General features: G+C 47.3%; 23 protein-coding genes and 1 pseudogene. 7 read left to right on the forward strand and 17 right to left on the reverse strand.

Translation table 11 applies throughout. From position 1 onward, the window contains the following. Nucleotides 1-12: 12 nt before the first annotated feature. Nucleotides 13-591 (forward strand): hypothetical protein, encoded by a 579-nt coding sequence (locus ACTQ16_RS04830; RefSeq protein WP_441936378.1) that lies wholly within the window; start codon nucleotides 13-15, stop codon nucleotides 589-591. A gap of 61 nt (nucleotides 592-652) precedes the next feature. On the opposite strand, the gene ACTQ16_RS04835 is transcribed toward ACTQ16_RS04830, so the two are convergent. The 4 genes from ACTQ16_RS04835 to dapB are packed head-to-tail and all read right to left on the reverse strand — an operon-like array spanning nucleotide 653 to nucleotide 4,173. Next, nucleotides 653-1,402 (reverse strand): WbqC family protein, encoded by a 750-nt coding sequence (locus tag ACTQ16_RS04835; RefSeq protein WP_294972219.1) that lies wholly within the window; start codon nucleotides 1,400-1,402, stop codon nucleotides 653-655. A 46-nt stretch (nucleotides 1,403-1,448) separates the two neighbouring features. Continuing rightward, nucleotides 1,449-1,937 (reverse strand): S26 family signal peptidase, encoded by a 489-nt coding sequence (locus ACTQ16_RS04840; protein ID WP_441936380.1) that lies wholly within the window; start codon nucleotides 1,935-1,937, stop codon nucleotides 1,449-1,451. Nucleotides 1,938-1,948: 11 nt separating this feature from the next. Next, nucleotides 1,949-3,397: a S26 family signal peptidase gene (locus ACTQ16_RS04845; RefSeq protein WP_441936381.1), complete on the reverse strand. Its 1,449-nt coding sequence runs from the start codon at nucleotides 3,395-3,397 to the stop codon at nucleotides 1,949-1,951. Between the two features lie 14 nt (nucleotides 3,398-3,411). Beyond that, nucleotides 3,412-4,173, reverse strand: coding sequence for a 4-hydroxy-tetrahydrodipicolinate reductase (dapB, locus tag ACTQ16_RS04850; protein ID WP_119248609.1), 762 nt, complete (start codon nucleotides 4,171-4,173; stop codon nucleotides 3,412-3,414). 252 nt (nucleotides 4,174-4,425) lie between these two features. On the opposite strand from dapB, the gene ACTQ16_RS04855 reads away from it, so the two are divergent. From ACTQ16_RS04855 to dusB, 4 genes are all read left to right on the forward strand, one after another. Then, the gene (locus tag ACTQ16_RS04855; RefSeq protein WP_294972226.1) at nucleotides 4,426-4,839 is read left to right on the forward strand and encodes an acyl-CoA thioesterase; all 414 of its coding nucleotides are present in this window, start codon (nucleotides 4,426-4,428) and stop codon (nucleotides 4,837-4,839) included. Between the two features lie 136 nt (nucleotides 4,840-4,975). After that, nucleotides 4,976-6,268 carry a DUF2851 family protein gene (locus tag ACTQ16_RS04860; protein ID WP_441936383.1) on the forward strand — a complete coding sequence of 431 codons (1,293 nt, stop codon included), beginning with the start codon at nucleotides 4,976-4,978 and terminating at the stop codon, nucleotides 6,266-6,268. A gap of 361 nt (nucleotides 6,269-6,629) precedes the next feature. Continuing rightward, a complete protein-coding gene (gene dprA, locus ACTQ16_RS04865) occupies nucleotides 6,630-7,760 on the forward strand; it encodes a DNA-processing protein DprA (RefSeq protein WP_441936385.1) in 1,131 nt (376 codons plus the stop codon). Nucleotides 7,761-7,973: 213 nt separating this feature from the next. Beyond that, nucleotides 7,974-8,960 carry a tRNA dihydrouridine synthase DusB gene (gene dusB / locus ACTQ16_RS04870; RefSeq protein WP_441936387.1) on the forward strand — a complete coding sequence of 329 codons (987 nt, stop codon included), beginning with the start codon at nucleotides 7,974-7,976 and terminating at the stop codon, nucleotides 8,958-8,960. A gap of 72 nt (nucleotides 8,961-9,032) precedes the next feature. Here the strand turns inward: dusB and ACTQ16_RS04875 are convergent, their stop codons facing one another. From ACTQ16_RS04875 to ruvB, 6 genes are all read right to left on the reverse strand, one after another. Continuing rightward, the gene (locus ACTQ16_RS04875) at nucleotides 9,033-9,911 is read right to left on the reverse strand and encodes a hypothetical protein (RefSeq protein ID WP_441936389.1); all 879 of its coding nucleotides are present in this window, start codon (nucleotides 9,909-9,911) and stop codon (nucleotides 9,033-9,035) included. A 67-nt stretch (nucleotides 9,912-9,978) separates the two neighbouring features. After that, nucleotides 9,979-11,013, reverse strand: coding sequence for a virulence RhuM family protein (locus ACTQ16_RS04880; RefSeq protein ID WP_254973618.1), 1,035 nt, complete (start codon nucleotides 11,011-11,013; stop codon nucleotides 9,979-9,981). A gap of 20 nt (nucleotides 11,014-11,033) precedes the next feature. Next, on the reverse strand, nucleotides 11,034-11,198 hold the full coding sequence (locus tag ACTQ16_RS04885; protein WP_254973615.1) for a hypothetical protein: 165 nt from the start codon (nucleotides 11,196-11,198) through the stop codon (nucleotides 11,034-11,036). A 133-nt stretch (nucleotides 11,199-11,331) separates the two neighbouring features. After that, nucleotides 11,332-11,766 carry an rRNA maturation RNase YbeY gene (gene ybeY / locus ACTQ16_RS04890; protein ID WP_006848933.1) on the reverse strand — a complete coding sequence of 145 codons (435 nt, stop codon included), beginning with the start codon at nucleotides 11,764-11,766 and terminating at the stop codon, nucleotides 11,332-11,334. 93 nt (nucleotides 11,767-11,859) lie between these two features. Then, nucleotides 11,860-12,345, reverse strand: coding sequence for a pantetheine-phosphate adenylyltransferase (coaD, locus tag ACTQ16_RS04895; RefSeq protein WP_441936391.1), 486 nt, complete (start codon nucleotides 12,343-12,345; stop codon nucleotides 11,860-11,862). 21 nt (nucleotides 12,346-12,366) lie between these two features. Then, the gene (gene ruvB / locus ACTQ16_RS04900; RefSeq protein ID WP_441936393.1) at nucleotides 12,367-13,401 is read right to left on the reverse strand and encodes a Holliday junction branch migration DNA helicase RuvB; all 1,035 of its coding nucleotides are present in this window, start codon (nucleotides 13,399-13,401) and stop codon (nucleotides 12,367-12,369) included. A 294-nt stretch (nucleotides 13,402-13,695) separates the two neighbouring features. On the opposite strand from ruvB, the gene ACTQ16_RS04905 reads away from it, so the two are divergent. Continuing rightward, nucleotides 13,696-14,667, forward strand: a complete 972-nt coding sequence (locus ACTQ16_RS04905; protein WP_441936395.1) for a bile acid:sodium symporter family protein — start codon at nucleotides 13,696-13,698, stop codon at nucleotides 14,665-14,667. A gap of 220 nt (nucleotides 14,668-14,887) precedes the next feature. Here ACTQ16_RS04905 and ACTQ16_RS04910 read toward each other — a convergent pair whose 3' ends face one another. From ACTQ16_RS04910 to ACTQ16_RS04925, 4 genes are all read right to left on the reverse strand, one after another. After that, on the reverse strand, nucleotides 14,888-16,471 hold the full coding sequence (locus ACTQ16_RS04910; RefSeq protein ID WP_294970603.1) for a S41 family peptidase: 1,584 nt from the start codon (nucleotides 16,469-16,471) through the stop codon (nucleotides 14,888-14,890). Nucleotides 16,472-16,610: 139 nt separating this feature from the next. Then, entirely contained in the window at nucleotides 16,611-18,620 is a 2,010-nt protein-coding gene (locus ACTQ16_RS04915) for a DNA topoisomerase IV subunit B (RefSeq protein WP_441936396.1), read from the reverse strand. 99 nt (nucleotides 18,621-18,719) lie between these two features. Beyond that, a complete protein-coding gene (locus ACTQ16_RS04920) occupies nucleotides 18,720-19,871 on the reverse strand; it encodes an N-acetyltransferase (RefSeq protein WP_441931902.1) in 1,152 nt (383 codons plus the stop codon). Between the two features lie 242 nt (nucleotides 19,872-20,113). Further along, nucleotides 20,114-21,418, reverse strand: a complete 1,305-nt coding sequence (locus tag ACTQ16_RS04925; RefSeq protein WP_441936429.1) for an acetylxylan esterase — start codon at nucleotides 21,416-21,418, stop codon at nucleotides 20,114-20,116. Between the two features lie 586 nt (nucleotides 21,419-22,004). Here ACTQ16_RS04925 and ACTQ16_RS04930 point away from each other — a divergent pair. Continuing rightward, the gene (locus tag ACTQ16_RS04930; protein ID WP_441936398.1) at nucleotides 22,005-23,546 is read left to right on the forward strand and encodes a carboxylesterase/lipase family protein; all 1,542 of its coding nucleotides are present in this window, start codon (nucleotides 22,005-22,007) and stop codon (nucleotides 23,544-23,546) included. A gap of 82 nt (nucleotides 23,547-23,628) precedes the next feature. Here the strand turns inward: ACTQ16_RS04930 and ACTQ16_RS04935 are convergent. From ACTQ16_RS04935 to ACTQ16_RS04945, 3 genes and pseudogenes are all read right to left on the reverse strand, one after another. Further along, a pseudogene (locus ACTQ16_RS04935) lies at nucleotides 23,629-23,731 on the reverse strand (ORF6N domain-containing protein); the annotation flags it as partial. A gap of 9 nt (nucleotides 23,732-23,740) precedes the next feature. After that, a complete protein-coding gene (locus ACTQ16_RS04940) occupies nucleotides 23,741-25,246 on the reverse strand; it encodes a THUMP-like domain-containing protein (RefSeq protein WP_441936400.1) in 1,506 nt (501 codons plus the stop codon). Nucleotides 25,247-26,005: 759 nt separating this feature from the next. Continuing rightward, a complete protein-coding gene (locus ACTQ16_RS04945; RefSeq protein ID WP_022120108.1) occupies nucleotides 26,006-26,764 on the reverse strand; it encodes a succinate dehydrogenase/fumarate reductase iron-sulfur subunit in 759 nt (252 codons plus the stop codon). Between the last annotated feature and the right edge of the window lie 3 nt (nucleotides 26,765-26,767).

Below are 26,767 nucleotides of genomic sequence, written 5' to 3' on the forward strand. Positions count from 1 at the left end.
GAGAAGAAGGTTGTGGTAGAAGATGCAGACAACGAGAAGCGCTATCTGCCAGCCAACAGCATCAGCGTAAGCAGCGGATATTCATGGCTCAGCAACGAAATTCTTACGGCCAACGGCGACAAGTTGGGCAGAACGCCTACCGGCTTCGACGTGACCATGGAATACGCCCATCTGTGGAAACTGAAGAACACCCGCCGTCCTTTTTATATCGGCTTCTCCATTAATGGCATGGGCAGCAGAACCAAGGTGAAAATCCCTAGAAACGGCGGCAATGACGTCAACGATGTAATCATGAACTATTTCGTCGGTGCGGGTTACAAAATGGCCTACAAGACCAACAAGCGCTTCATCTGGAATCTGCTGCTGAGCCTTGGCTACGCCTGCACAGACGACGATTTCGCCACCGTAGATGGCTTTGGCGTCTATGCGGAAATGGGATGCGAATACATGCTCAGCAAGCACTGGTCGGCTGGCGTGAATCTTGGCGGCATGTCCTCCGCTTACAAGCAGCCGGCAGGCTGGGACGGCAGCAAATATAAATACGGAATCGATCACAATGGCTTGCGCGCAAAGCTGGCCTACTACTTCTAATTACAGAACCAGGCTCATTGAATTATAAGAAAGCAGCGAGGCGATACTCTACCTTGATGATTTATAGGTAGAATATCGCCTCGTTTCCTTCATTGAAGAGGAGGTCCAGGATGCTCATATTCGGCTGGAAACCGTGCTTCTGCCCGTAGACCTGATAATAGCGCTTGGGAACGAATTCTGCGTCAGGAAGCGGCTTCTTAGGGCGAATAGCATCGCGGAAATCAAATATACTTTGAACTTCTTTACTTTGAACTTTGAGATTTGAACTTTGAACTTTATGATCAGCAATGCTATCAAATTGGCTTTCCCCTTGGCCGCCGAACGTTGTTTCTTCACTCTTCACTCTTCGTTCTTCACTTTCTTCGCTCTTCACTCTTCGTTCTTCACTTAAAATATACTCCTCCGTGATTGAAATCTTGGGACGGATGTCGAGGAGCTCTATCATCTTCTCAGTAGTCTCCATGTTGAAATCGAAGAGGAACTCGTATTTCTTCTCGTAGAAGGGGCGGATGTCGTCCTGATAATACTCGAAGAAAGGGCTCTCGCCATAGGCGGAGAGAAGCGCATTCCAGTGGACGTGGCGCCAGTTGGCGTGGTCGGAGATGCGGATGTCCTTCATCGACAGGGAGATGTCGTGATTGGTGGGAATGGTGAGCGAGAGAGGACCGTTGGTGGTCGGGATGATCATACGGTTGCGATAGGTTTGCTTGATAAAGCTCTCGTGGCGCTCTATCAGGCATTCATCGTAGCGGTTCAGCTTCTGATACCACTGGATGGGACCGAAATATGTGGAGGAAAGAAGGGCTTTCAATTTACTTTGAACTTTGAGATTTGAACTTTATGATTACTCTTTACGTTTAGAACAGCTTGTAAGCCTTGCCTATCATCTGATGCTTATGCACCACCTGCTGCCCGGTTGGGGTCTTCAGGAGATAGAAGCGGCAATCCTTGCAGCCACAGCGCTTACAGCACACCGTAGGAATGATATACTTCACCATATCGATGCAAATCGTATCGCCCGGCAGCTTCTCTATCCTACCGATGAAATAAGCCTCTGAGACGAATTTCCGGGGGTTAGGCTGAACTTGATTTCCAGTCTGTCTCTGACCTTTGACCTTGGCTTGATTCTTAGCCGGAGCAAACACGGAATCGGTGAAGACAACTACATCGCCGCGATTGAAAAAATCGCAGTCAATCCTATCCACTATCACCCGAGTGCCTGCTTTCAGCTGCGGAGGAAGACCTCCGGCGGGCACCGTGAAGACAGTGAAAGCAAAGGTTCGCACCGCCCATACCAGGAGCAACGACAAACCTAAAGCTATTAGGAATTTAACTGCGATTTTCAAATCTATCTTTCTTACTTGATGTTATCTACGAAGTTGAACAGGCGGTTCCAGCGGATGCCTGAGAAGCCTGGATGATCAGGACTGTGGCTCCACCAGATGAAGATAGGCTTGCCCACGATGTGGTCCTCAGGAACGAAGCCCCAGTAGCGGCTGTCGGCTGAGTTGTGGCGGTTGTCACCCATCAACCAGTAATAGTCGAGCTTGAAGGTGTAGCTCTTCGCCAACTTACCGTTGATGAAGATGTTGCCCTGGCTGTCTACCTTCAGGTCGTTGCCCTCGTAAACCTTGATGCAACGCTCGTAAACAGGCAGGTTCTTCAGCGTCAGAGCGATGCTCTTGCCCTTCTTCGGAATCCATACAGGACCGTAATTATCGCATGTCCAGCCGGTGTAGGCATTGAGCGGATACAGGTCGCCGTATCTTGCATCAGTGTTGATGGAGATGCTCTCCACGAGGTTCTTGTCCGCCTTCAGGGCGAGATAAGCCTTCTTGGTGAGTGGAATCACGCCGCTCTGATTATACATCAGCAGGTCTTCGTTGGTGATTCCCAGCTCATCGGCAAGGTCGATAGGGAACTCGCCCTTGAGCTTCATCTTGTAGGTATATTGCACATTATCAGGCTCCTTGTTTGCCTTGCCGTCAAGATAAACGATGCGGTTCTTGATCTGCAGGGTCTGTCCCGGCAAACCAACGCAGCGCTTCACGTAGTTCTCGCGGCGGTCGGTAGGACGGCTGATGATGTCGCCATATTCGCCCGGCATGTTCAGGATGTAGTTTCTACCGGCAGCATACACTTTCTCGAAGTAGTGGCGCTGCTGCAATGGGTTCAGCACGCGGACATCCTGCTGCTGGCCGTTCTGCTCCAGTATCTGGTCGCCGATGGAGTAAACCATCTGATAGTAATCGTTCGCCTGATAGCGCTCCTCGTTGCAGAGGGTGTCGCCGGCAGGATAGTTGAACACAACGATGTCGTTGAGCTTCACGTTGCCCAATCCCTTCACGCGGCGATAATCCCAGTGAGGCCACTCAATGTAGCTCTTCACGTTGACCAGCGGCATAGTGTGCTGGGTTAAAGGCATGGTGAGCGGAGTCTGAGGGATGCGAGGTCCGTAGCTTACCTTGCTCACGAAGAGATAATCGCCCGTGAGGAGACTCTTTTCGAGAGAGGAAGACGGAATAACGTAGTTCTGGAAGAAGAAGAGGTTGATGAAATAAACCGCTACGAGCGCGAACACGAGCGCATCAACCCAGCTCATGATGAAGCGCACAGGGCCTTCTTCATCCTTCCACCACTGCCAGTGAACCTTCTTGGTGATGTAAACGTCGAAGATGAACGGAACCACGATGAGTCCCAGCCAGCTCTCTACCCAAACCAGAAAGAGAAGATAGAGGGCGAGAACTACTACGAACTTCGCCCACTGCACCTTCATATTGAGTTTTTGTTTCTGCTTGTCAATCATATTTATTAGATTTATTAGAACTTAAACAAATCTGAGGTTGTGAGCAAACCGGAATGGTTGGCTGTGAACTCAGCAGCGAGAACAGCTCCGAGAGCAAATCCCTTGCGTGAGTGGGCACTGTGCTCGATGGTAATCATATCAGCATCTGAATCATACATCACGGCGTGGATTCCAGGAACCTCGCCATCGCGTACGCAGTTGATGACCAAATCCTCATCGGTGATGTTTGCATCGCCCTCATCGTGATGACCATCCTCTGTCCAATAAGTAACGCCACGCTTCCAATCTTTCTTTCTGTCGATGTTGTCGATGATTTCCTCGGCAAGCGTGATGGCTGTGCCTGATGGCGCATCGAGCTTATGAACGTGGTGGGTTTCCTGCATGCAGACAGAGTACTGTGGGAAACCGTTCATGATCTTAGCCAGATAGCGGTTTACGGCAGAGAAGATGGCTACTCCGATGCTGAAGTTAGACGCCCAGAAAAGGGTCTGCTTACCGTCGGCGCAGAGTTTCTCCACGTCTTCCTTATGGTCTTTCATCCAACCTGTAGAACCAGAAACCACCTTCACGTTGTGGGAGAAAGCCTTCAGATAGTTGCCGTAAGCGGCAGTAGGGTTGGTAAACTCGATGGCAACATCGGCAGAGCAGAACTCCGGACTGTCGATATCCTCAGGGTTATTCACGTCAATCTTACATACGATTTCGTGGCCACGCTGCAGGGCGATCTCCTCGATCATGTGTCCCATCTTTCCGTAGCCGATCAAAGCAATTTTCATCTTTATCTAAATTTTATTTGTTTTACTCTAACTGATATTTCCGTATGGCAGGGAGAAGGAGAAAGCTTGCCATTGCGTTTTTGCATCGTCATTCTTTGCCTCCTCAAACCAAACGTTTCGGCAAAAATACAATTTTTTCTTCGAAAAACCTTGAAAAATCCTTGTTATTATAATAATAAATAGAAAATTTTGGTTATTTTTGCAGTGATTTAAGGCTTTTAGCCTCATTTAGTAACTAAAAAAGAGAAAATGATGAGCAAATACATATTCGAGACAAAGATGGAAGTGAGGGATTACGAGTGCGATATTGAGGGCATTGTGAACAACGCCAACTATCTGCACTACATGGAGCATACCCGCCATCTCTTCCTGAAGGAATGCGGCCTCAGCTTTGCCGAAATGCACAACAAGGGCGTGGATGCTGTGGTGGCGAGAATGAACCTGCAGTACAAGATTCCGCTGCAATGCGATGATGAATTCCTCTCGCGTCTGTGGCTGGAGAAGCAGGGCGTGAGATATGTCTTCCATCAGGACATCTTCCGTGCCAGCGACGAGAAGCTCTGCCTCAAGGCAACCGTAGAACTCGTCTGCCTCATCAACGGCAAACTGGGCAACAGCGAGGACTACGACAAGGCATTCGAGAAATACCTCTCTCCTCAGGGTTAACAGGTTAACAGTTAACAGCTGATTTTTCAATACTCCCCTTCCGCACACGAGCGAAGAACTTGCATCCATCAAGGTCAAGCAAAAGAACTTGCGTTCCGAAAGAGGCAATCCTATAAACCATAAAAGCCGAAACAATATGGAGCAACTACTTCACTACGTGTGGAAGCACAAACTCTTCCCACTCTCCCCTCTTACCACCACCGACCAGCGGCAGGTGGAAGTTATCGACCCCGGACTCCACAACCGCAATGCAGGGCCCGACTTCTTCAACGCCAAGCTGAAAATCAACGGAACCCTATGGGTGGGCAACGTGGAGATTCACGACAAGGCGAGCGACTGGTATCTTCATGCTCACGACAAGGACGAAAGATACGACAATGTGATACTGCACGTCTGCGGCATCATCGACCTCGACGCCAAAAACTCGAAGGGCGAACCCCTTGTGCAGATGCAGCTCAACATCCCCGAACACGTACTGAAACACTATCAGGAACTCTTAACCATCGACCAATATCCTCCTTGCTATCAAATCATTCCATCGCTCACCAGGCTCACCATCCACTCGTGGATGAGCGCCCTGCAAACCGAACGGCTCTCGCAGAAAACAGAGGCGATAGAAGAGCGCGTCCGACAATGCAACGGTGATTGGGAAAACGCCTATTTCGTGACCCTGGCGCGCAATTTCGGCTTCGGAATCAATGGCGAAGCCTTCGAGCAGTGGGCGCTGAACCTGCCGCTCAGAGCCGTGGACCATCACCGGGACGACCTCTTCCAGATAGAAGCCATCTTCATGGGGCAGGCGGGACTGCTGGAGCTCAACACCATCCCCGAACACTATCAGAAAGACGCCCTGAACGACGGCTATTTCGCAAGATTGAGGAATGAATATCTCTATCTCTCGCATAAGTTCTCGATGCAGCCGATGGATTACAAGCTGTGGCGATTCCTGAGACTTCGCCCTCAGAACTTCCCTCATATCCGCATCTCGCAGCTTGCCAATCTTTATTACAACCGCCGTGCCAGCCTCAGCCAGCTGCTGGAGGCCACCACGGTGAAAGAGGCGAAGAAGGTGCTTTCTACCAGCGTCACGGAGTATTGGGAAACCCATTACACCTTCGGCAGCACGAGCGTAAAGAACGAGAAACACATCTCCCCTTTCTCGCTCAATCTGCTCATCATCAACACGGTAGTCCCCATCCTCTTCGCCTACGGCAGGCACCGCGGAGAAGAGAAATACTGCGACCGCGCCTTCGACTTCCTGGAGGAGCTGAAGGCCGAGAACAACCACATAGTAAGGATGTGGCAGCAATGCGGCCTGGTGGTGGAAAACGCCGGCGACAGCCAGGCCCTCATCCAGCTGAAGAAGGAATACTGCGACAAGAAGGAATGCCTCCGCTGCCGCATCGGTTACGAATACCTGAAGAGGTAAAGGGGAAAGAAAAAGAAAAGAAAAGGAAGGACCGAGGAAAGACCAGGGAAGGACCGAGGAAAGACCGAGGAAAGACCAGGGAAGGACCGAGGAAAGACCAGGGAAGGACCGAGGAAAGACCAGGGAAGGACCGAGGAAAGACCAGGGAAGACCAGGGAAGACCAGGGAAGACCAGGGAAGACCAGGGAAGACCAGGGAAGGACCGAGCGATGAAATCGCTCGGAACTGTGGTGCAGAAATAAAGGAGCAGCGTAGCCCCCTCGCGCTCCCGTTCCGAGCGATTCCATCGCTCGGTCCCCCGTGCTCCCTCCTGCTTCTCCATCCTTCCTCCCATCTATAACCCCATAAAAAGATAAAGCTTATGGCTGACCAACAGGAAATATTAAACACCATCCTCCTGACAAGGCTCAACTACTTCAGCCTTGCAGGGATGCTGGAGCTATACAGAAGAACAGGCTCCGCCACGCTCATCATGGAGCATAGAAACGACATCCGAAGCCTTCTCCCAGATGCCTCGGATAAGCTCGTGAATGCCCTCAAGAACTGCGACGAGGCGCGCAAACGCGCAGAAGTAGAACTGGAATACGACATCCGATACGGCATAGAGCCGATAACGATGAACGACCACCGCTATCCCCAGCGACTCAAGGATTGTGACGACGCCCCTCTGATGCTCTTCTATAAAGGCAACGCCAACCTCAATCAGCAGCGGGTCATCAACATCATCGGAACCCGCCACTGCACCCCGTACGGCGAAGACCTCATCCGCCGCTTCATCTCCGACCTGAAGCAGCTCTCCCCTCGTGTGCTCATCGTGAGCGGCCTGGCCTATGGCGTAGACATCATGGCACACCGACAGGCGCTCGCCTGCGGCTACGAAACCGTGGGCGTACTGGCTCATGGCCTCGATGACCTCTATCCCCGCCAACACAGGGATACGGCAGTGAGAATGATAGAGCAAGGCGGATTGCTCACCGAATTCCTTACCCAGACAAACGCCGATAAGATTAACTTCGTGCGCCGCAACCGCATCGTGGCGGGAATGTCGGATGCCTGCATCCTGATAGAGAGCGCTTCTCATGGCGGCGGTCTCATCACCTGCGGCATTTCGCAATCCTACGGCCGTGACGTCTTCGCCTTCCCAGGCAGAATAGGCGACCACTACAGCGAAGGCTGCAACAACCTGATAAGGGACAACGGCGCCACCCTCATCACCAGCGCCGAGGACTTTGTGAAGGACATGCGCTGGCAAGATGACGCAACCCTGATGAGAGCCAAGCAGCAGGGCATCGAGCGCTGCCTCTTCCCGGAACTATCGCCCGAGGAGGAGCTCATCGTCCAAATCCTCTCCAGGACCAACGACCTGCAGATCAACATCATCAGCGTGAAGTCGAATATCGACATCTCCCGCCTCACCTCCCTCCTCTTCCAGATGGAAATGAAGGGAATCATCCGCACCCTGGCAGGAGGAATGTATCATCTTTTAAAGTGAATCAAAGGAGGAGTTAAGGAGTTAAAGGGAGTTAAGGAGTTAAGACAACAGTTATGAGATACTCATGTTTTTTTGTATATCATGGCAATTTCTCATAAAAAAAGTGTAACTTTGCAGCCGAAATTTTGGAGAAGGAATATCAAGGATTATCATTTTCGAAGCATTTGTCTTAACTCCTTTAACTCCTTAACTCCTTTAACTCCTCATAAAACGATGAAAATAGGTAATATAGAATTTGGGCCTCAGCCCCTCTTCCTCGCTCCGATGGAAGACGTAACGGATATTGGCTTTCGCATGCTCTGCAAGCGATTTGGAGCAGCCATGGTTTATACAGAGTTCGTATCGGCAGAAGCCTTGGTGAGAAGCATCAAGAGTACTGTCAGCAAGCTTACGATAAGCGATGAGGAGCGACCTGTAGGCATTCAGATTTACGGCAGAACCACCGAGGATATGGTGGAAGCTGCAAAAATCGTAGAACAGGCGAAGCCGGATGTGATTGACATTAACTTCGGCTGCCCGGTAAAGAAGGTTGCCGGAAAGGGTGCAGGAGCCGGAATGCTCCGAAATATCCCGCTGATGCTGGATATTACAAGAGAAGTGGTGAAGGCGGTAAACGTGCCCGTAACCGTGAAGACCCGACTGGGTTGGGATTGCGAAAACCTCATCATCACCGAGCTTGCCGAGCAGTTGCAGGATTGCGGAATCCAGGCGCTCACCATCCACGGCAGAACCCGAAGCCAGATGTACACGGGTGAGGCTGACTGGAGCCTCATAGGAGAGGTGAAGAACAATCCCCGCATCCATATTCCTATCATCGGCAACGGCGATATTACCACCCCGGAGGAAGCCAAACTTGCCTTTGATCGCTACGGCGTAGATGCAGTGATGATTGGTAGAGCTACCTTTGGAAGACCATGGATTTTCAAGGAAATCCGTGATTATCTGGATAATACAGGCACAACTCCATTAACCGTAGATGAGAAGATTGACCTCCTGGAGGAGCAGCTTCGCATCAACGTGGAGCGCATCGACGAGTACAGAGGCATTCTCCACACCCGTCGCCACCTTGCCGCCTCCCCTATCTTCAAAGGCATTCCCGATTTCCGTCAGACGAGAATCGCCATGCTGAGAGCCACGACCGTGGAGGAATTGAAAGAGATATTGAAAGAATGCCGAGAGAGGATTAAGGCGATAGAATAATATAAGTAAAGGGAGACTCCAGCCATCATTGCTGGAATCTCCCTTTATTCTTTTTATTACTAGCTTTATCACTTAATTATTCAATGTTTGTCTTACTATTACATTAAATAAACCTATCAAATCATTAGCTAGAGTAGCATCCTCTTTACAAGGAATATGTCTAACAGGTTCATCCAAACTATTTACATTTATTAAAACTGTATAGTCATGAATCGTTTTATCGCAACTCTTTGGTATAACCTCTGTCTTTTTACTAGCAGTTGCACCACCGACAATGGCACCTACGCCACCTGTAAGCATACCCCCTACTACTGCTCGTCCAACCATACTACCTGTAGATGTTTTTGTTTTATATTCCACTTCTCCTTTTTCCAAATAAAAGTTATCGGAAAGGCTACAACCAAGAATGTCTTTAAAATCATAAATGGTACCACAAATCCATATCTTTCTAGCTTCACCAAACAGAAAAATACAATCTTCTTTTGCTGGTATAGAATAAACATTGTTGTTACTTGGCAAAAAGAATTCTTTGGTTATTTTTCCATACTGATTTGTTAAATCAGCTTTATGATTTTCCAACTGCACTTTAAGAGCTTGTTCTTCTTTATCTCTAATTGCTCGTTCTTCTTTCAATTTTTCAGCTCGCTTATCCTCATTCCTTGCTTCACTAGAAATCCATGCAAAAAGAAATAACAATAATCCTATTACCCCCAGAACTAATGCCAATATCAGAAGATAATCAGACATTGTTGTTTCTCCCCATTTGGTATAATCATAATCTTCTGTCATACGAACATTATCACCTATATACAAAGATACCAATGCTCCTACAACAAATAGCAAACCGAATAACCCAAAATTCAAAGGCTTAAATTTCTTTAATATACCACCCAGTAATATATACAAGATAGCAGCCACACCAAAGCACAGAATTGTTAATATTATACCCATAATTATTTACTTTAAATTATTATCGTTTCACTGATGAGGCCAATACATAAATAGATAGATAGACTTTTTATGTATCACTTCCATCTTTATGTTTCTTTTTATTGTTTAACTTTTTCAAGTCTTCATCTAATTGCTTCAAACTTTCCAAATGCTCTTTATCATGAAGAATCTTTTTATATTTATCATACTCTTCTCTTGCTTTTTTCTTTGCAACATTCATCGCAATTTTCCCTTTTGTATCAAGAATATTTTTGCGATTCATCGTCAAAATGATATTGAGATTGTTTTCCCAATCAACCATTCTCATCGGAATATGATTCAACGCTTGAGCCTCTGCAAAAGAAAGATACTGGTCAACAATTAGCTTAAGATTGTCAATTTCCTCTTTTGTCAGATAATTCTTGCCTATACCAATATCTGCTACTCGAACAACATCCTTTTTATCTGTTGATGTTAATCCCATCATTGGAAATTCTGCATTTGAACGATAATAAATCAACTCAGCAGCGGTCTTGCCACTTACCGCCCAAAGCAACTTGTTCTGAACAGCAGCAAAGAAATCCAACGTACGCTGATCATTTTTATCATAATCTATACTAAGCATATAGATATCTTTAATTTGTTGATAGAATAATTTTTCTGAGATTCTAATTTCTCGAATTCTATCTATCAGCTCTTTGAAATAAGTCAACGATTGACCTTTCTTAAAGCGATTATCGTCAAGCAAATATCCCTTTACCAAATACTCACGCAAAGTTTTTGTCGCCCAAATACGAAACTTCGTAGCTTGTTTGCTATTTACTCTATAGCCAACAGCAATTATTGCATCGAGATTATAGAATTTTGTTTTTCTCTTTACTTGTCTAGAGCCTTCATTTTGAACTTGTAAGCATTCCTTACAAGTTGCAGTTTCTTGCAATTCTCCATCTTCATAAATACCCTTTAAATGAAGAGTTATATTTTGTGGTGTAACCCCAAACAATTGAGCCAAACTCTTCTGAGTAAGCCAAATTGTTTCATTTACAGCATCTATCTGTACATTTACTTCACCATTATCTCCATTAAAGATGATGATTTCTCCGAAATTTTCATTATCTTCCATATCCTTCAACATTAAAGTTATTACATTCCTGCCTTTTCCAAAATATTACGAGCCATTACGCAATATGGATGTTTCTCGATATTCTTGAATCCCTTAAAGTTACGCTCGGCCTCTTCTGCATGGCGCAAAAACTCTTTTGCTTCTTTACCATGCAATGTTGGTATTGCTTTGATTGCTGTTGCCATAATCTTATCTCCTATCATTATGTCAACTGCCAACCTATAACAAAGTTAACAGGTTAACAGTTAACAGTTGTTTTTTCTATACTTCTACCTGAAATTGAAGAAACCTAGCTTCCTCAAATGATAGAGAAGGGCTTTACTTCTTCAATATCGAAGCACCTTCGAGCAGGGCGAGCGCCTTATTCTCGTTCTCCTCCATGATTTCGCGCTCTCCCGGGCCTTTGTCATTGATTCCGCAGAGGTGCAGGATGCCATGGATGATGACGCGATGAAGTTCATCATCGTAGGTCTTGCCAAACTGCTCGGCATTGGTGCGGACGGTATCGAGCGAAATCACGATGTCGCCGTTAATCACATCATCCTCATCATAATCGAAGGTGATGACATCGGTATAGTAATCATGACCCAGATACTCGTTGTTCACTTCGAGAATCTTCTCGTCATCTACAAACATATAGCCTATCTCTCCCACCTTGCGGCCATGAGAGGCAGCCACCTTGCGAATCCAGGCACTGGTGTCACGCTTCTTGATCTTTGGCATTTTCACGCCATCTACATTGTATGTTATCATACGCAATTCAATTTAAAATTATAATTTACAATTAATAATCAGGCTCGCCAAGAGCCCCTTATTAATTATTCATTATTAATTCTACATTATTCATTATTTCGCCTTCGGCAGGAATTCATCTACTTCTCTTCCGAAGAATCTCAATTCCCTAACCAGCGTTGAGCTGATGCTGCTGTATCTTGGGTCGGAAAACAGCAGGATGGTTTCTACGCCGCCCAACTGCCTGTTGATGTCAGCCTGCTCTCGCTCGTACTCGAAATCCTTGGCAGAACGGACACCGCGAACCAGGAACCTGGCTCCCAGGCGATGCGCCAGGTCGATGGTGAGGTCATCGTAGGCAACCACCTCAAGGCGGTGGCCCTTGGATGCATCCTCCGCATCCACCAATTCTGCACATTCCTTCGGGAAAACCTTTCTGATATCTTCTACACGCTTCGAGATTTCCTCGCTAGCGTGCTTCAGCTTGCTCATCGCCACTGCAATCACGAGCTTGTCGAACATGGGCAAGGCACGCTCGGCGATGTTCTGATGTCCTATCGTAAATGGGTCGAATGTACCCGTAAATATTCCTATCTTCATGTTTTCTTCACTCTTCGTTCTTCACTCAAACAAGTCTCCCTGCATAATATTGCTTGTATACGGATTTCTGCCGAGATGCTCATAGGCAAGCTTGGTGGCCATTCTGCCTCGTGGCGTGCGCTTGATGAAACCCTCCATGATGAGGAACGGCTCGTAAACCTCCTCTACGGTGCCGCCATCTTCACCGATAGCCGTGGCGATGGTGCTTACGCCCACCGGACCTCCACGGAACTTGTCGATAATGGTGGTGAGAATCTTGTTGTCAATCTCGTCCAAGCCATACTGGTCGATATTCAGCGCCTTGAGCGCCACCTGGGCAATCTCGAAGGTGATGGTTCCGTTGCCCTTCACCTGAGCGAAATCACGCACTCTTCTGAGCAGCGAGTTGGCGATACGAGGAGTTCCGCGCGAACGGCGGGAGATTTCCACTGCCGCCTCATCCTCTATCGGCACCTTCAGGAGCATCGCACTTCGCTTGATAATCTTCTGAAGCGTAGCCGGGTCGTAATATTCCAGATGCAGATTGATTCCGAAACGGGCACGGAGAGGAGCCGTGAGAAGACCGCTGCGAGTGGTGGCTCCCACGAGCGTAAACGGATTCAGATCTATCTGGATGCTTCGTGCCGAAGGACCCTTGTCTATCATGATGTCAATGCGGTAATCCTCCATCGCCGAATAGAGATACTCCTCTACCACTGGCGAAAGGCGGTGGATTTCATCGATGAAGAGCACATCGTTAGGCTCCAGGGAGGTAAGGATACCTGCCAGGTCGCCCGGCTTATCGAGCACAGGGCCTGATGTAATCTTGAATCCTACGCCCAGTTCGTTGGCGATGATGTTGCTCAGCGTAGTCTTACCCAATCCGGGAGGACCGTGCAAGAGGGTATGGTCGAGCGGTTCGCCACGATACTTGGCTGCCTCAACAAAGACTTCGAGATTATCCACCACGCCATTCTGTCCGCTGAAGTCGGAGAACTTCAGTGGGCGCAGCGCCTTCTCGAATTCCTTTTCGGCAGGCGAAACCGTCTCTTGTCTTATATCAAAATCTTCGTTCATTCTATGACTATTATCGATAATATGGGTGCAAAGTTACACATTTGTTGCGGAATTAAAGAAGAAAAGCCGAATTATTTTGTCTCAGATATTGCACAATCCAAGATGATTCGTGCAGATTTGTAAGCTCAAACCAAGAAAAATGTTATAATTTGATATTTAATTATTAAATAATTTGTTTATTCAGTAGAAAAGACGTACTTTTGCACACAATATTGAAAGAGAGGAAAGAAGGAGGATAGTAAGAGAGATTATATAATAAGAGAGAAATATCAGGATTTTAAAAGAAATAGAATTATGCTTAAGTTATTTCAAGAGCTCAGCAAGCTGCTGGCCAATTACACTTCTATCTTCGTGATAGGCGTTGCAGTGTTCACATTCTTCTTCCCACATACCTTCGACTGGGTGCGCGGAACTACTCAAACCGTCATTCTCGGCATCATCATGCTCACCATGGGTCTGACCTTGACCACCAACGACTTCAAGATTCTGGCTCAGCGCCCACTGGATGTCTTCATCGGAGCCTGTGCCCAGTTTATCATCATGCCGGGTGTGGCTTACACCCTGGTTCATGTGTGGCATCTTGACCCAGCCCTGGCACTCGGAATCCTGCTGGTAGGTTGCTGTCCGGGCGGCGTTTCGAGCAACATCATGAGTTATCTCTGCCATGGCGATGTGGCTTTCTCCGTTGGAATGACCTGCGCCTCTACCATTCTTGCACCAGTGATGACTCCGCTGCTGATGAAGATTACGGCAGGCGAGATTATCCATGTAGATGCTGTGGGAATGTTCATCAACATTCTGATAGTTACGATTATCCCTGTGGCCATCGGCTGCGCTTTGAATTATATCTATGGCAAGAAGGATTGCTTCCCTACCATCCAGAGTCTGATGCCGGGCATCAGCGTTACGTGTCTGGCAATCATCGTGGGAGGTGTGATTTCTACGGTTCACGATGACTTGGTGGCTCGTGGCTTATCACTTTTCCTCTGGACTTTTGCAGTGGTTTTCTGCCACAACACGCTGGGTTACTGTCTCGGTTGGCTCGCCGGAAAACTTGCCGGATTCAATACCGCCAAGAAGCGTACCATCAGTATTGAGGTGGGAATGCAGAATGCCGGTCTTGCTACGGTACTTGCGGGCAATTTCTTCGCTGCCCAGCCTCTTGCCGTATTACCTTGCGCCATCAGCTGTGCCTGGCACAGTATTTCGGGCACCATCCTTGCCGGAATCTATCTGAAATGGGATCGTATGCATGAGAAGAAGTAAATGATTTCGGAAAAAGATAAATGCACAATAAAAGGTCGTGAAGTTCTATCAGAAACCTCACGACCTTTTATTATATCATTACCTCACGGGTTACGGGTTAACAGGTTAACAGTTAACAGCCGTTTTTTCTATAGTTACATGAGCAAAGCACTTGAATTGGCTTTCCCTTCGGACGCCGAACGTTGTTTCTTCACTCTTCGTTCTTCACTCTTCACTTAATCTACTTCCCCGTAGTCAGCAGCTGCACAGCTCGCTGAACTATCTCATTGGTCTCGTTCCAAACCTGGAAGTATTGGCTCATATCCCAGATATCTCGCGCTACAAGGGCTTTCAGCTGCACAGCCAGGTATTTCTTCGTCTGAGCCAATTCAGCCTCATCCTTAGGCTCTATCTTCTCCTTCTTGCCCTCTGCAATAATGCCTTCAATGAGCGAAGAAGGAACCTCGTAAGTTGCCAGGAACTTGTTGAAGTCCTTATACTGGCTCTTCAGCTCCTTGCGGTGAGCATCGATAAACTTCAGACTGTGGTTGATGACAATGCTCTTGGCTGCCAGCTGACGGTGCATCTTGGTGTACTTGGTAGTATCCAGCGGAACGAAATAATCAGGCATGATTCCGCCGCCACCATAAACCACACGATGCTTGCGTAAAGTATAATACTTCAAGCTATCTGAAAGATGGATGCTGTCCTGATTGGTAAACTCGCCATGCTTGTAACGGTTGTCGAGATCCATCGCATAATCCAGTCTGTCGCCCTTCTTATAAGGCTTCTGGATGCATCTGCCGCTAGGCGTATAATAATGGGCGATGGTGAGACGAATCTCGCTGCCATCATCGAAGGTAAGCGGGCGCTGCACCAATCCCTTGCCGAAGGTTCTGCGACCTACCACCACGCCACGGTCCTGATCCTGGATGGCTCCGGAAACAATCTCTGCGGCAGAAGCGGTAAACTCGTTGGTAAGCACTACCACCTTGCCCTTGCGCCATCTGCCGTTAGCCTGCGCCTTATACTCCTGACGGGGAGCTGCACGACCGCTGGTATAAACGATGAGATCGCCCTTCTGAAGGAATTCATTGGCTATCTGAGCCGCAGCCTGCAAGTAACCGCCACCATTATCCTCGAGGTCGAAGATAAGGTCTTTCATTCCCTTCTTTTTCAGCGAATCCATCGCTATCGTCACTTCCTTATGACTGGTAAGGCCGAAGCTTCCCAGACGGATGTATCCGATGCCCGGGCGAATCATATAAGCCGCATCCATCGTGGTTACAGGAATCTTGTCACGTTTCACCTTGAAGGTGAGCTTATCCTTGATGCCCCGGCGCACGATAGTAAGATTCACCGTTGTTCCCTTAGGACCGCGAAGGCGTTTCATGATTTCCTCCTTGCTCATCTTCACGCCCGAAATGGCTGTATCATTCACCGCAACGATACGGTCGCCGGCAATGATTCCAACCTTCTCGGAAGGACCATTCACTACGGGCTGGATGACGAGCAAAGTATCGTCTACCATGTTAAACTGCACGCCAATGCCATCAAAGCTTCCATTCAACGGCTCGTTCATTGCCTTGGTTTCCTTGGCCGTGGCGTAAGAAGAATGAGGGTCCAGCTTCTCGAGCATACCTCGGATGGCGTCCTCTACGAGCTTGTTCTCATCCACACTATCCACATAGAGGTTGGTAATGGCGATTTCCGCCCTACCCAACTTCTCTATCGGGCTGTTCTTGCCCATCTTGATGCGCAGCTGGGCACTGGCAGAAGTTACTGCCAGGAACGCCAGGAGCGCAAATAAAATTATCTTCTTCATTTCCTAAAAACTTAAAGCTTATGAAAGAGAGAAATCCTTCAAGAGTTAACAGGTTAACAGTTAACAGCGCTTTTTTCAATGGTTACCCCCCCTAAAGCACTTGAATTCTTCACTCTTCGTTCTTCACTCTTCACTTCACCTAATCCAGCAGTGCTGAGTCTTCCTCCGGAATATCCTCTTCAATCACCAGGTTGTCGATGATGAAGTTCTGACGTTCCATCGTATTCTTACCCATGTAATACTCCAGGAGCTTCTGCACCTGGTCGGTCTTGTGCAGCGTTACCTGCTCCAATCGCATATCCGGACCGATGAAATGGGCAAACTCTTCTGGCGAAATCTCTCCCAATCCCTTGAATCGGGTGATTTCCGGGTCAGGACCCAGCGCCTTGATGGCCTGCTGGCGCTCCTCATCGCTGTAGCAGTAATGCGTAATGAAGTCGCCCTTCTTCTCCTTAGGTCCCAGCTTGGCATCAGCATCCGCTACAGCCTGCTTGTTCTTGATTTTGGTTCGCTTGTTGCGCACTCGGAACAATGGAGTCTGAAGCACATAAACATGTCCCTTCTTGATGAGATCTGGGAAGAACTGCAGGAAGAAGGTGATGATGAGCAGGCGGATGTGCATTCCGTCAACATCGGCATCGGTAGCCACAATCACCTTATTATATCTCAATCCGTCCAATCCGTCTTCTATATCCAGGGCAGCCTGCAGCAGGTTGAACTCCTCGTTCTCGTAAACCACCTTCTTGGTCAGGCCATAGCAGTTTAATGGCTTTCCTCGCAGCGAGAATACCGCCTGGGTGTTCACGTCGCGGCTCTTGGTGATGCTTCCGCTGGCAGAATCACCCTCGGTGATGAAGATGGAACTTGCCTCCTTCTGCTCGTTCTTGGCGTCACTGAAGTGGATGCGGCAATCGCGCAGCTTGCGGTTGTGAAGGTTCGCCTTCTTGGCACGCTCACGCGCCAGTTTGGTTACGCCAGCCATCGCCTTGCGCTCACGCTCGCTCTCCTTGATCTTATTCTCCAGAATCTCAGCCACATCCTTGTGGATATGGAGATAGTTATCTACTTCCTTCTTCAGGAAATCGCCCACATACTTATTGATGGTTTCGCCTCCGTTCGGAGACATTGTGGTACTTCCGAGCTTGATCTTCGTCTGACTCTCGAACACCGGCTCCTCTACGTTCAGTGCAATGGCAGCCACCAGTCCGTTTCGGATGTCGCCATACTCATACTTGCCGTAGAACTCCTTGATGGTTCTGGCGATATGCTCCTTGAAGGCACTCTGATGAGTACCGCCCTGGGTGGTGTGCTGACCATTCACGAAGGAATAGTACTCCTCGCCATACTGATTGGTATGGGTAAAGGCAATCTCGATGTCTTCGCCCTTCATGTGGACAATCTCATAGAGACCCTCGTTGGTCATATTATCGGTCAGGAGATCCTTCAAACCATGACGGCTGAGGATGCGGCGACCATTGTGCATGATGGTAAGACCGGTGTTCAGATAAGTATAGTTGCGGAGCATCGTCTCCACGAAATCATCGTGGAAAGAATAGTTCTTGAACAGGGTATTATCCGGTTCGAAGAAGATGAAGGTACCATTCTCGTCCTCCGTATCTTCGGTCTTGTCGCTCTGCAGGATACCTTTCTCAAACTTCAGATGGCGCACCTTGCCGTCACGGAATGACTTTACCTCGAAGTGAGAGCTGAGGGCATTCACCGCCTTCACACCCACACCGTTCAGTCCGACACTCTTCTTGAACGCCTTGCTGTCATACTTACCTCCGGTGTTCAGCACGCTTACTGCCTCTACGAGCTTTCCCTGAGGAATACCACGGCCATAGTCGCGCACGCTGACACGCAGATTGTCTTCGATATCAATCTCCAATCTGGCTCCAGCGCCCATCTTGAACTCGTCGATAGAGTTATCTACCACCTCCTTGAGGAGCACGTAGATTCCGTCTTCCGGCAGATTACCGTCACCTAGACGACCGATGTACATACCCGGACGGGTACGCACATGCTCCATATCGCTCAAGTGTCGGATGTTGTCGTCGGTATATTCTACCGGCTGCTGCTCCTGAGGGGCATTGGCAAGCTCATCAGCGGCATTCAAATCGTTATTATTTAAGTTTTTATCTTCTGCCATGATTTCCTCCTTAGTAATTCTTATTTATTTTCTTATAATATAGCAAATGATATTGCAATATTCTGTTTATCAGACAATTCCAAATACAACAATTGCTATTTACTTGATATTCTTAATATAGCAGTTGCGGCGCTTGTGAAGAATTGGAGCCAAGGCGCCCCATTGTCCCTGCACAGCAGCATTATCTTCCATTTCCACCTGTGTTTCTCCCCACTCGATTCCATACTTCTGATAGATAGGAATCAGGTCGGCAAAGAGCAGCGCATTGGCACCCTTTGCACGGTATTCCGGGTGGATACCGATGAGCAGGAGGTCGACAATCTTGGTCTTATGGAACTTGATGGCACGCAACAGATGCCACCAGCCAAAAGGAAACAGCCTGCCCCTATGGCACTTCTGCAGGGCTCTGGAAAGGGAAGGCATCGTAATGCCGATACCTATCATCTTATGATCCTCGGTAGTCCAGTCTTCTATGGCTGTTACAAAGTTCAGGTCGAGCAAAGACAGATACATCTTGATGTACTGGTCTATCTGCTTCTGTGAAAGTTCGGAATAACCATAGAGATGCTTGTATGTATCATTGATGAGGTCGAAAATCTTCTGTCCGAATCCGCCCTCATAAATATCCTTACGGGTAAGTTTGCGGACATGGAGATTGTATCTTTTCTCTATCATCGCCGCTATCTTGGAATATTTCTCCGGGATGGTATCTGGCACCATCAGTTTATACTCTACATACTTATTATCAATGGTAAAACCCTCCAGGGCCTCAATGTGCTCCGGATAATATGAATAATTATAAATGGTAGGCATTGTGCCGAGCTGGTCAAAGCCCCAGGTAAGCATGCCTTCTGGATCCATATCGGTAAAACCCAGCGGACCTACAATATCTTCCATTCCCTTCTCCTTACCATATTTTTCTACAGCATTGAGAAGAGCCTTGGAAACCTCGCGGTCGTCAATGAAATCAATCCAGCCGAAACGGACCGACTTCCTGCCCCATTTATTGTTTGCCTTATGATTGATAATGGCAGCGACGCGACCTGCCAACTTGCCGTCCTTATAGGCAAGATAATACTCAGCTTCGCAGAACTCGAACGCTGCGTTCTTGTCCTTGCTCAGAGTATTCATGTCGTCGCTGAAAAGATTAGGCACATCATATTCGTTGCCTTCGTAGAGGTCGTAATGGAAGTCGATGAACGTCTTCAAATCCTTCTTGCTTTCGACCTTTTTAATTTCTATTAATGACATGATTTCAAACTAGTTTGCAATATTATAGGATGCAAAAATAGCAATATTTCGCCAAATGACCAAATATTGCTACTTTTTTTGCAGTTTTTTAGGGGTTTATTTTTAATTACAGCCCCCCAAACTAGCCTATATCACCCATTTAGTGGTGGTTTTGGCGGAATATCTTTACCTGATGAGATTGCTTCGTTTCGGAAAAGGAATCTCTTTATTTGACGAGATGTTCGTTCCGGAAAAGGAATCCCTTACTTGATGAGATGCTCCTTGATCCAGACCATCTGCTGGTAATTGGTCTCGCTGGTAGTCCAGTGCTCATTGATTGGCGTGAGCAAGGCTTCCTTCTCACACTTCAGCGTATTCCATACCGCATAACTGGTTGTCGGCGGACAGGTTATGTCGTTGTAGCCCCAGGTAAGATAGGTTGGAACCGTTACCTTGCGGGCAAAGTTTACCACGTCATAATAAGCCATCGTGTTGAGACAATCCTGGTTCTTCAATATCTCATGATATTTATTGAAGTGAGGATAACCGCCCGTTCTTCCCTTCTCGGCATAAGCAGCCATATCGCTGAGCGCAGGATGATTAGCCACGCACTGGGTAACGCGCTTGTCTAAACCAGCTGCGATAATAGCCAAGGCTCCACCCTGGCTTCCGCCCTGCACAGCCACATTCTTACCATCCCACTCTGGCAGAGAGGTCAGGAAGTCGATGCAGCGCACCAATCCCAGATAAACATGCTTCATATAATAGCGGTTCTTATCTTCCAATCCGTTAGACAGATATCCGCCGTTTGCATCGTTGAATCCCCTGCTTATCTCCAGGAAAGTTTCAGCAGGGATGCGTGGATCAAGACCATGAATCTCTATCTCGAAGCGGATAAATCCATTCTCGGCATAATACTTATTGCGCATAGGTTCCTTGATGGTTTTGATGCCGGCTCCTGGAGGAGTGAGAACCACAGGATGACCGCCCTGCTTGGCATTCTTTGGATAGAAGAGGTAGCCATACATCGCATGACCCATCTTATCTATCTGAAGCTTAACGAGATAGCAATCTATCTTATCTGTACAATATTCCTTGGCGAGTTCCTTGGTATAGCTCAAAGGAACGTTCTTCAGTTCGTCCTTTGCCTGCTGCCAGAATGCATCAAAATCCTTAGGCTCCTGGGTATAAGGCTGAATTTTATCTACCGAGAATCCTACTTTTATATGATGCTGGTAGGTTTTACCATCGAGCTTATAGAATAATCTCAAATCTCGGAAGCCCGGAGTCTTTCGGGTTCCCATGTTCACGATGGCACGCCCGTTCTTCAGCCTGAAGCTTCCCTGCTTGTCTGCCATCAGCATGTCATCGCCAATTTCATAGTTCACCTCGCCGTCACGGGGAATTCCATACTTATAGAAACTTACTTCCACCTTAGCCTGCTCGCCCGTCTTGTAGAGCCAGTCGGCATGGTCGGGCACGGTTAGCCAAAGATAATCACTGCGATAGGGATAGTTCTCCGCCTTCACACTTAACACACTCGCCATGTTCATCGCCATGATAAACATGAACGACAGATAGATAGTTCTTAATTTGTTCATAACTTTATAGTTTGTTTTAAATTATAATATGCAATTATCATTATGAGCGCAAAAGTACAACATTCCATTGAGATAACAAAACGATTTCAAGGATATTTTTGTTCAAGATACCCTCAATAGGCATCTTGAACAAACAAATATCCTTCCCGATAGTTTTAAGCACTGGCGGAAAACTAACATTCTCCAAGGAATCACAATAAGAAAAAGCTCGATCATCTATTCTCTCCAACACTGGCGAGAAGTGCGAAGTGTCGGATGAGCGAGAGATGGTTCATCAAATGAGTAGTGAAATTATGAGGGTGGAGTCGATTACAGAAGACAATATGGAGTCAAATTGCTCCATGACCCGAAAATATTCCTCCAAAAGGAGTGAGTTTCTCAGATTTAATTTGTATCTTTGCCATGTCATATCAGAGTTTTGCTTGTTTTCTTTTCGCAACACTAAGATAAGTGAAAATTCTGACATGGCAAAATCCGGAGAAACTTTTTGTTGCTCAGGCGCTTAAAATGTTTAATTGATAATAGTGTTGCGGAATTAATGGAATAACCTGAAATGAAATTGAAAAGACATCTACTGACAGCTGCCCTGACACTCTTTTGCCTATCGGCAGCTAAGGCCCAACTGCTAAGAACAACAGTGGAGCAAGGAGAAATTGAAGGTGTGGAACATGAAGGATTCGCCCTATACAAGGGAATCCCATACGCTGAAGCACCAGTGGGCAACCTCAGATGGAAAGCTCCAGTGAGCAAGAAGCCTTGGAAGGGAGTATTCAAAGCAGATAAATGGGGAGACCGTCCACCACAGCCCATCGACCCTAACCAAAATGGTGGAGAGCTGGGCATGAGCGAGGACTGCCTATACCTCAGTGTGGAAACGCCAGCCAAGAGTAAGAATGACAAACTCCCTGTATTTGTGATGATTCATGGAGGAGCCTTTCTTACTGGCTCCTACAGTGGAACTCAGGAAAGCTTTGTCAAGGAAGGCATCATCTATTGCAGCATAGAATACCGCTTGGGAGCCTTGGGATTCATGGCACATCCAGAGCTGAGTAAGGAATCAGGCAAGAACATATCTGGTAACTATGGCATCCTTGATCAAGTGATGGCCTTAAAATGGATTCACGACAATATCGCTGCCTTCGGTGGAGACCCAGACAAGATTACCATTGCTGGAGAATCTGCCGGTGGTATCTCGGTAAGTATACTATGCGCCTCTCCCCTTGCCAAGGGACTCTTCCGAGGAGCCATCAGCGAAAGTGGTAGCTCCTTCTGGCCTGTGGGTGAAAGCAGAAAAGGTAACACAGCCATGCTCACCTCCAAAGCGGCAGAAGCAGGTGGACTTCTCCTTCAAAAGAAACTCAAGGCTAAGAACTTGAAGCAGCTAAGAAAAGTTCCGGCTATGGACATCGTGAAGAATACCGCCTTTGAGTCCTTCTGGCCGAACGTTGACGGCTACTCCATCACCGATGACCAGTATAAGCTCTATGAAAAGGGAAACTACAATGATGTTAATGTCGTCATAGGAACCAACAGCGACGAAGGAAGTATGTTTACACGCCCTGTCAGTGTAAGTGACTATGAGAAAAGAATCCATGAGATATATGGAAGTTGGGCAGACCAGGTTCTCAGTCTCTATCCTGCCAAGACAGAGGAAGAAACCTACTTCGCTCAATCCGACATTTTCCGTGATGGCTCCTTTGCATGGGGAACGTATGCCTGGGCTAACCTGCAGAGCAAGACCGGCAAGGGCAAGGTGTATATGTATTACTTTGACCAAGACTCAGAGAACACCATCGTGAAAAGCCGCAAGGGAGGAGCCAGCCATGTGGCAGAGATGCCATTCATCTATGGCTATAAGTTTGGCTCTGGAAAAATGACCGAGACGGAGCTGCACATGGAGCAAATCATGTCACGCTACTGGATCAACTTTACCAAGACTGGTAATCCAAATGGGGATAGCCTTCCTTTCTGGACTACCTACCAGGAAGGTAAACCAACGGTGATGATTATGAAGGAAGGACTGCATTTGGGTCCTGTTCAAAATCAAAAGCAAATGGACTTCTTCGAGGAGTTCTTCAAGGAAAAAAGAAAATAATACGTCAAGTTCCAAGTGGCATTTCTCCCACTTGGAACTTTTTCATTAAAGAGATAAAACGCCGCATTGTTCACCATAAAATGGCGCATAGATACGAATGCTCGCATGATGCGGATGTTTGCTTCAACAGCAGTCGGAGACTTCAAAACTCCACTAAGCATAGCAACTCCTTGCTCTGTGAATGCGTAAGTTTTCTAAGCTTTCTCCGTTATTACCAGCACATGGCTTTCGTCGCTCAATGTGGTGGCGAAGATATAGATTTCGCCACCATCCTTCAGCTTCAATCGCTTGCGCAATTCCGCTACGGAGAGGGGAAAGTTGCGGGTAGCGATGTTCGCCTTGGTGATTCCTGACAGATGACGCTTCAACTCCTTTTTATTAAATGAGGATACGGCGATAATGCGGAAACTTCTGCCTGGGAAGGCGGCGATAGGTTCACGGCTCACGAAAAGATGGCTGTTCTTGGAAAGCATCCTTGCATCATAGCGCCCGGAAAGAACGCCGAAACAGCCGGCTTTCATCAACGACGCATTCGGCTCGTAAAGATACTGCATCTCTTCAAGCGTGGATGGGGCAATCTTGACGGAAGAAGCCTCCATATCCGACTCTTTGCAGACGAAGGACTGGGCATCATTGACACAATAAATGCGGAGATTGCCCATATTTCGCGCTGAGAGCACTAAAAGAAGCTCCTTGCACTCATTGTTCACGGAGATGATATGAACCTCTCTTACGTGGCTTAATTCGCTTATAGCACGGTGCCAGTCGAGCATCGGAGAGAGTTTGACGATGACGTAATCAGCCTTCGAAAGCATCTCTTCCTGCAAAACGGTGACATCGGGCGTGCAATCCTTCAAGGATACCACCTTGTTGCCCGCATCGTCTCTACGGGCAGGATCAATGAAGATTATCTTAAGACCAAGGTTGGTCTTAAGTAATGACAGAGGTTGGTCATAAGTGATGCCTAAAGAATCATCAGCTGATGCTACATCTTTTTTCTTTGGATGAAAAGAATGAAGAACCTCTATTCCATCCCCATTCTTCACGATGGCGTTCTTCAAGCCCAATCGCCCGAAATTCTCCTTCGCCGCCTCGCAGAGATGAGCCTGACGCTCCACGTACATCGACTTCACTCCCAACCGGGCTGCAATATAAGAGAAATCTACTCCAAAGCCACCAGTCAAATCTACAAACCCGATTTCTTCTGAAAAATCTGCTTTGCTGACATCTTCTTTTGTTTCGTTAACATCCTCACCTGGTTTTGTTAATATCTGTTGATTTTCAGAAGTGGCTCCATTTATGGCGAATTCTGAATCAACCGCTCTATCGCCCGCAAATTCGCGAATTTTGGAAAAATGAGAATCGGAAGCTTTTGCAACCTCATTTTCATTTGCGCTCTCATTTTCTTTTTCTACAGAAGATGAAGAAGCCGGCAAACCGAGCAATCTCGCAGCCAGTTCTGCCTTGTAAAGCGCAGTAGATTCAGAGGAGCATTGCTCCATAGAAATATGAGGAGGATAGATGATGCCTTCGAGACTTGCCCAACGAGGCAACTTGATGCGAGCCATCTTTCGCCCGCGAATCTGATCGAGAGCGAAAGGCATATCTACTTCCGGATACTTGCTTCCGAGAAAAGCCAGCTGGCGGACATCATCGTCCTGATGCTGGCGAATAAAGTCTTGAGTCGCTTGGTTCATCATTTATGCTCTTTTTATATCTTTATAGAATAATACTTTATTTATTATAGAGTAATACTTCTCTTAAACTGGTTTTATACTGACTGTATTTCGAGATGATACTTACTGCATCTCGAGTCGCTATTTACTGAATTAACTATGATAGTTACTGTATTCTACAGCTCTCTCACGACATAAGGATTATTGCCTAGCAATGGCAATAAATTGCCCTCCTATAGGGCAAAAAGATGCCATCACTAGGCAATAATTGGAATGAGGCCTAAACCAAAACGGGATGTAGCCTTACTGCCGAACAACGTACTCCTTAACCTTCAGGATGCAGCATTAGTTTTATCAGCTGTTACTGCATTTTTGAATGATGCAAGGTATAAATGCGGGGCAGCTTACGTTTCCGTCGTAAAAAGCCTACTCTCGTTTTCACTCTTCACTCTTCACCATTTAGCCTGAAACCCCGATAAACACAGGGGATTTGAGAGGTGAAGAGTGACGCAGACTCTTCACCACTCTTCACTACTCTTCACCTATAAATGTAAATCGCTGACTCACAATGGAATAGCTACAGAGCCGAAGAGCCCAAAAAGCTCCAGTCCTATAAAAAGGTGAAGGGTGGGTGAAGAGTCAATTCAACTCTTCACCCACCCAACTGCCTATCCTTCAACTACTTACGCCCAAAAAGTGAAGAGTGAAGAGTTGTTTGGAAAATTCTCTCGCATCCGTAAAGATGCAGAGAGAAAATTTCTGTGTCTTAAGAGATACGGTGGATTAGTCAGCCAACTTAGCCTTCAAGAACTCACGGTTCAAGCGGGCGATGTTAGCGATAGACTCGTTCTTAGGACAAACAGCCTCGCAAGCACGAGTGTTTGTACAGTTACCGAATCCGAGCTCGTCCATGCGTGCAATCATCTTCTTAGCACGGGCAGCAGCCTCTACACGACCCTGTGGGAGAAGTGCCAGCTGGCTAACCTTTGAGCTGACGAAGAGCATGGCAGAACCATTCTTACATGCAGCAACACAAGCACCGCAACCGATACATGTAGCGCAATCCATTGCCTCGTCTGCATTCTCCTTAGGAATCAGGATAGCGTTGGCATCCTGAGCCTGACCTGTACGGATGCTGGTGTAACCACCTGCCTGGATGATCTTGTCGAATGCTGAACGGTCTACCATACAGTCCTTGATGATAGGGAAACCTGCAGAACGCCAAGGTTCAACGGTGATAACGTCACCATCGTTGAAACGACGCATGTAGAGCTGACATGTTGTAGCACCACGCTCAGTCTTACCGTGAGGTGTACCATTAATATAGAGAGAGCACATACCGCAGATACCCTCGCGGCAGTCGTGGTCGAAGACGAAAGGCTCCTGACCTGACTCGATGAGCTCCTCGTTCAAGATGTCGAGCATCTCGAGGAATGAGGTATCATCTGGGATGTTCTTCATCTCGTGTGTATCGAAGTGACCCTGTGCTGTAGGGCCGTCCTGCTTCCAATACTTAACTGTGAAACTTATATTTCTTGCCATTGT

It is taken from the genome of Prevotella sp. LCP21S3_D2 (assembly GCF_052118345.1).
Taxonomy (GTDB): Bacteria; Bacteroidota; Bacteroidia; order Bacteroidales; family Bacteroidaceae; genus Prevotella.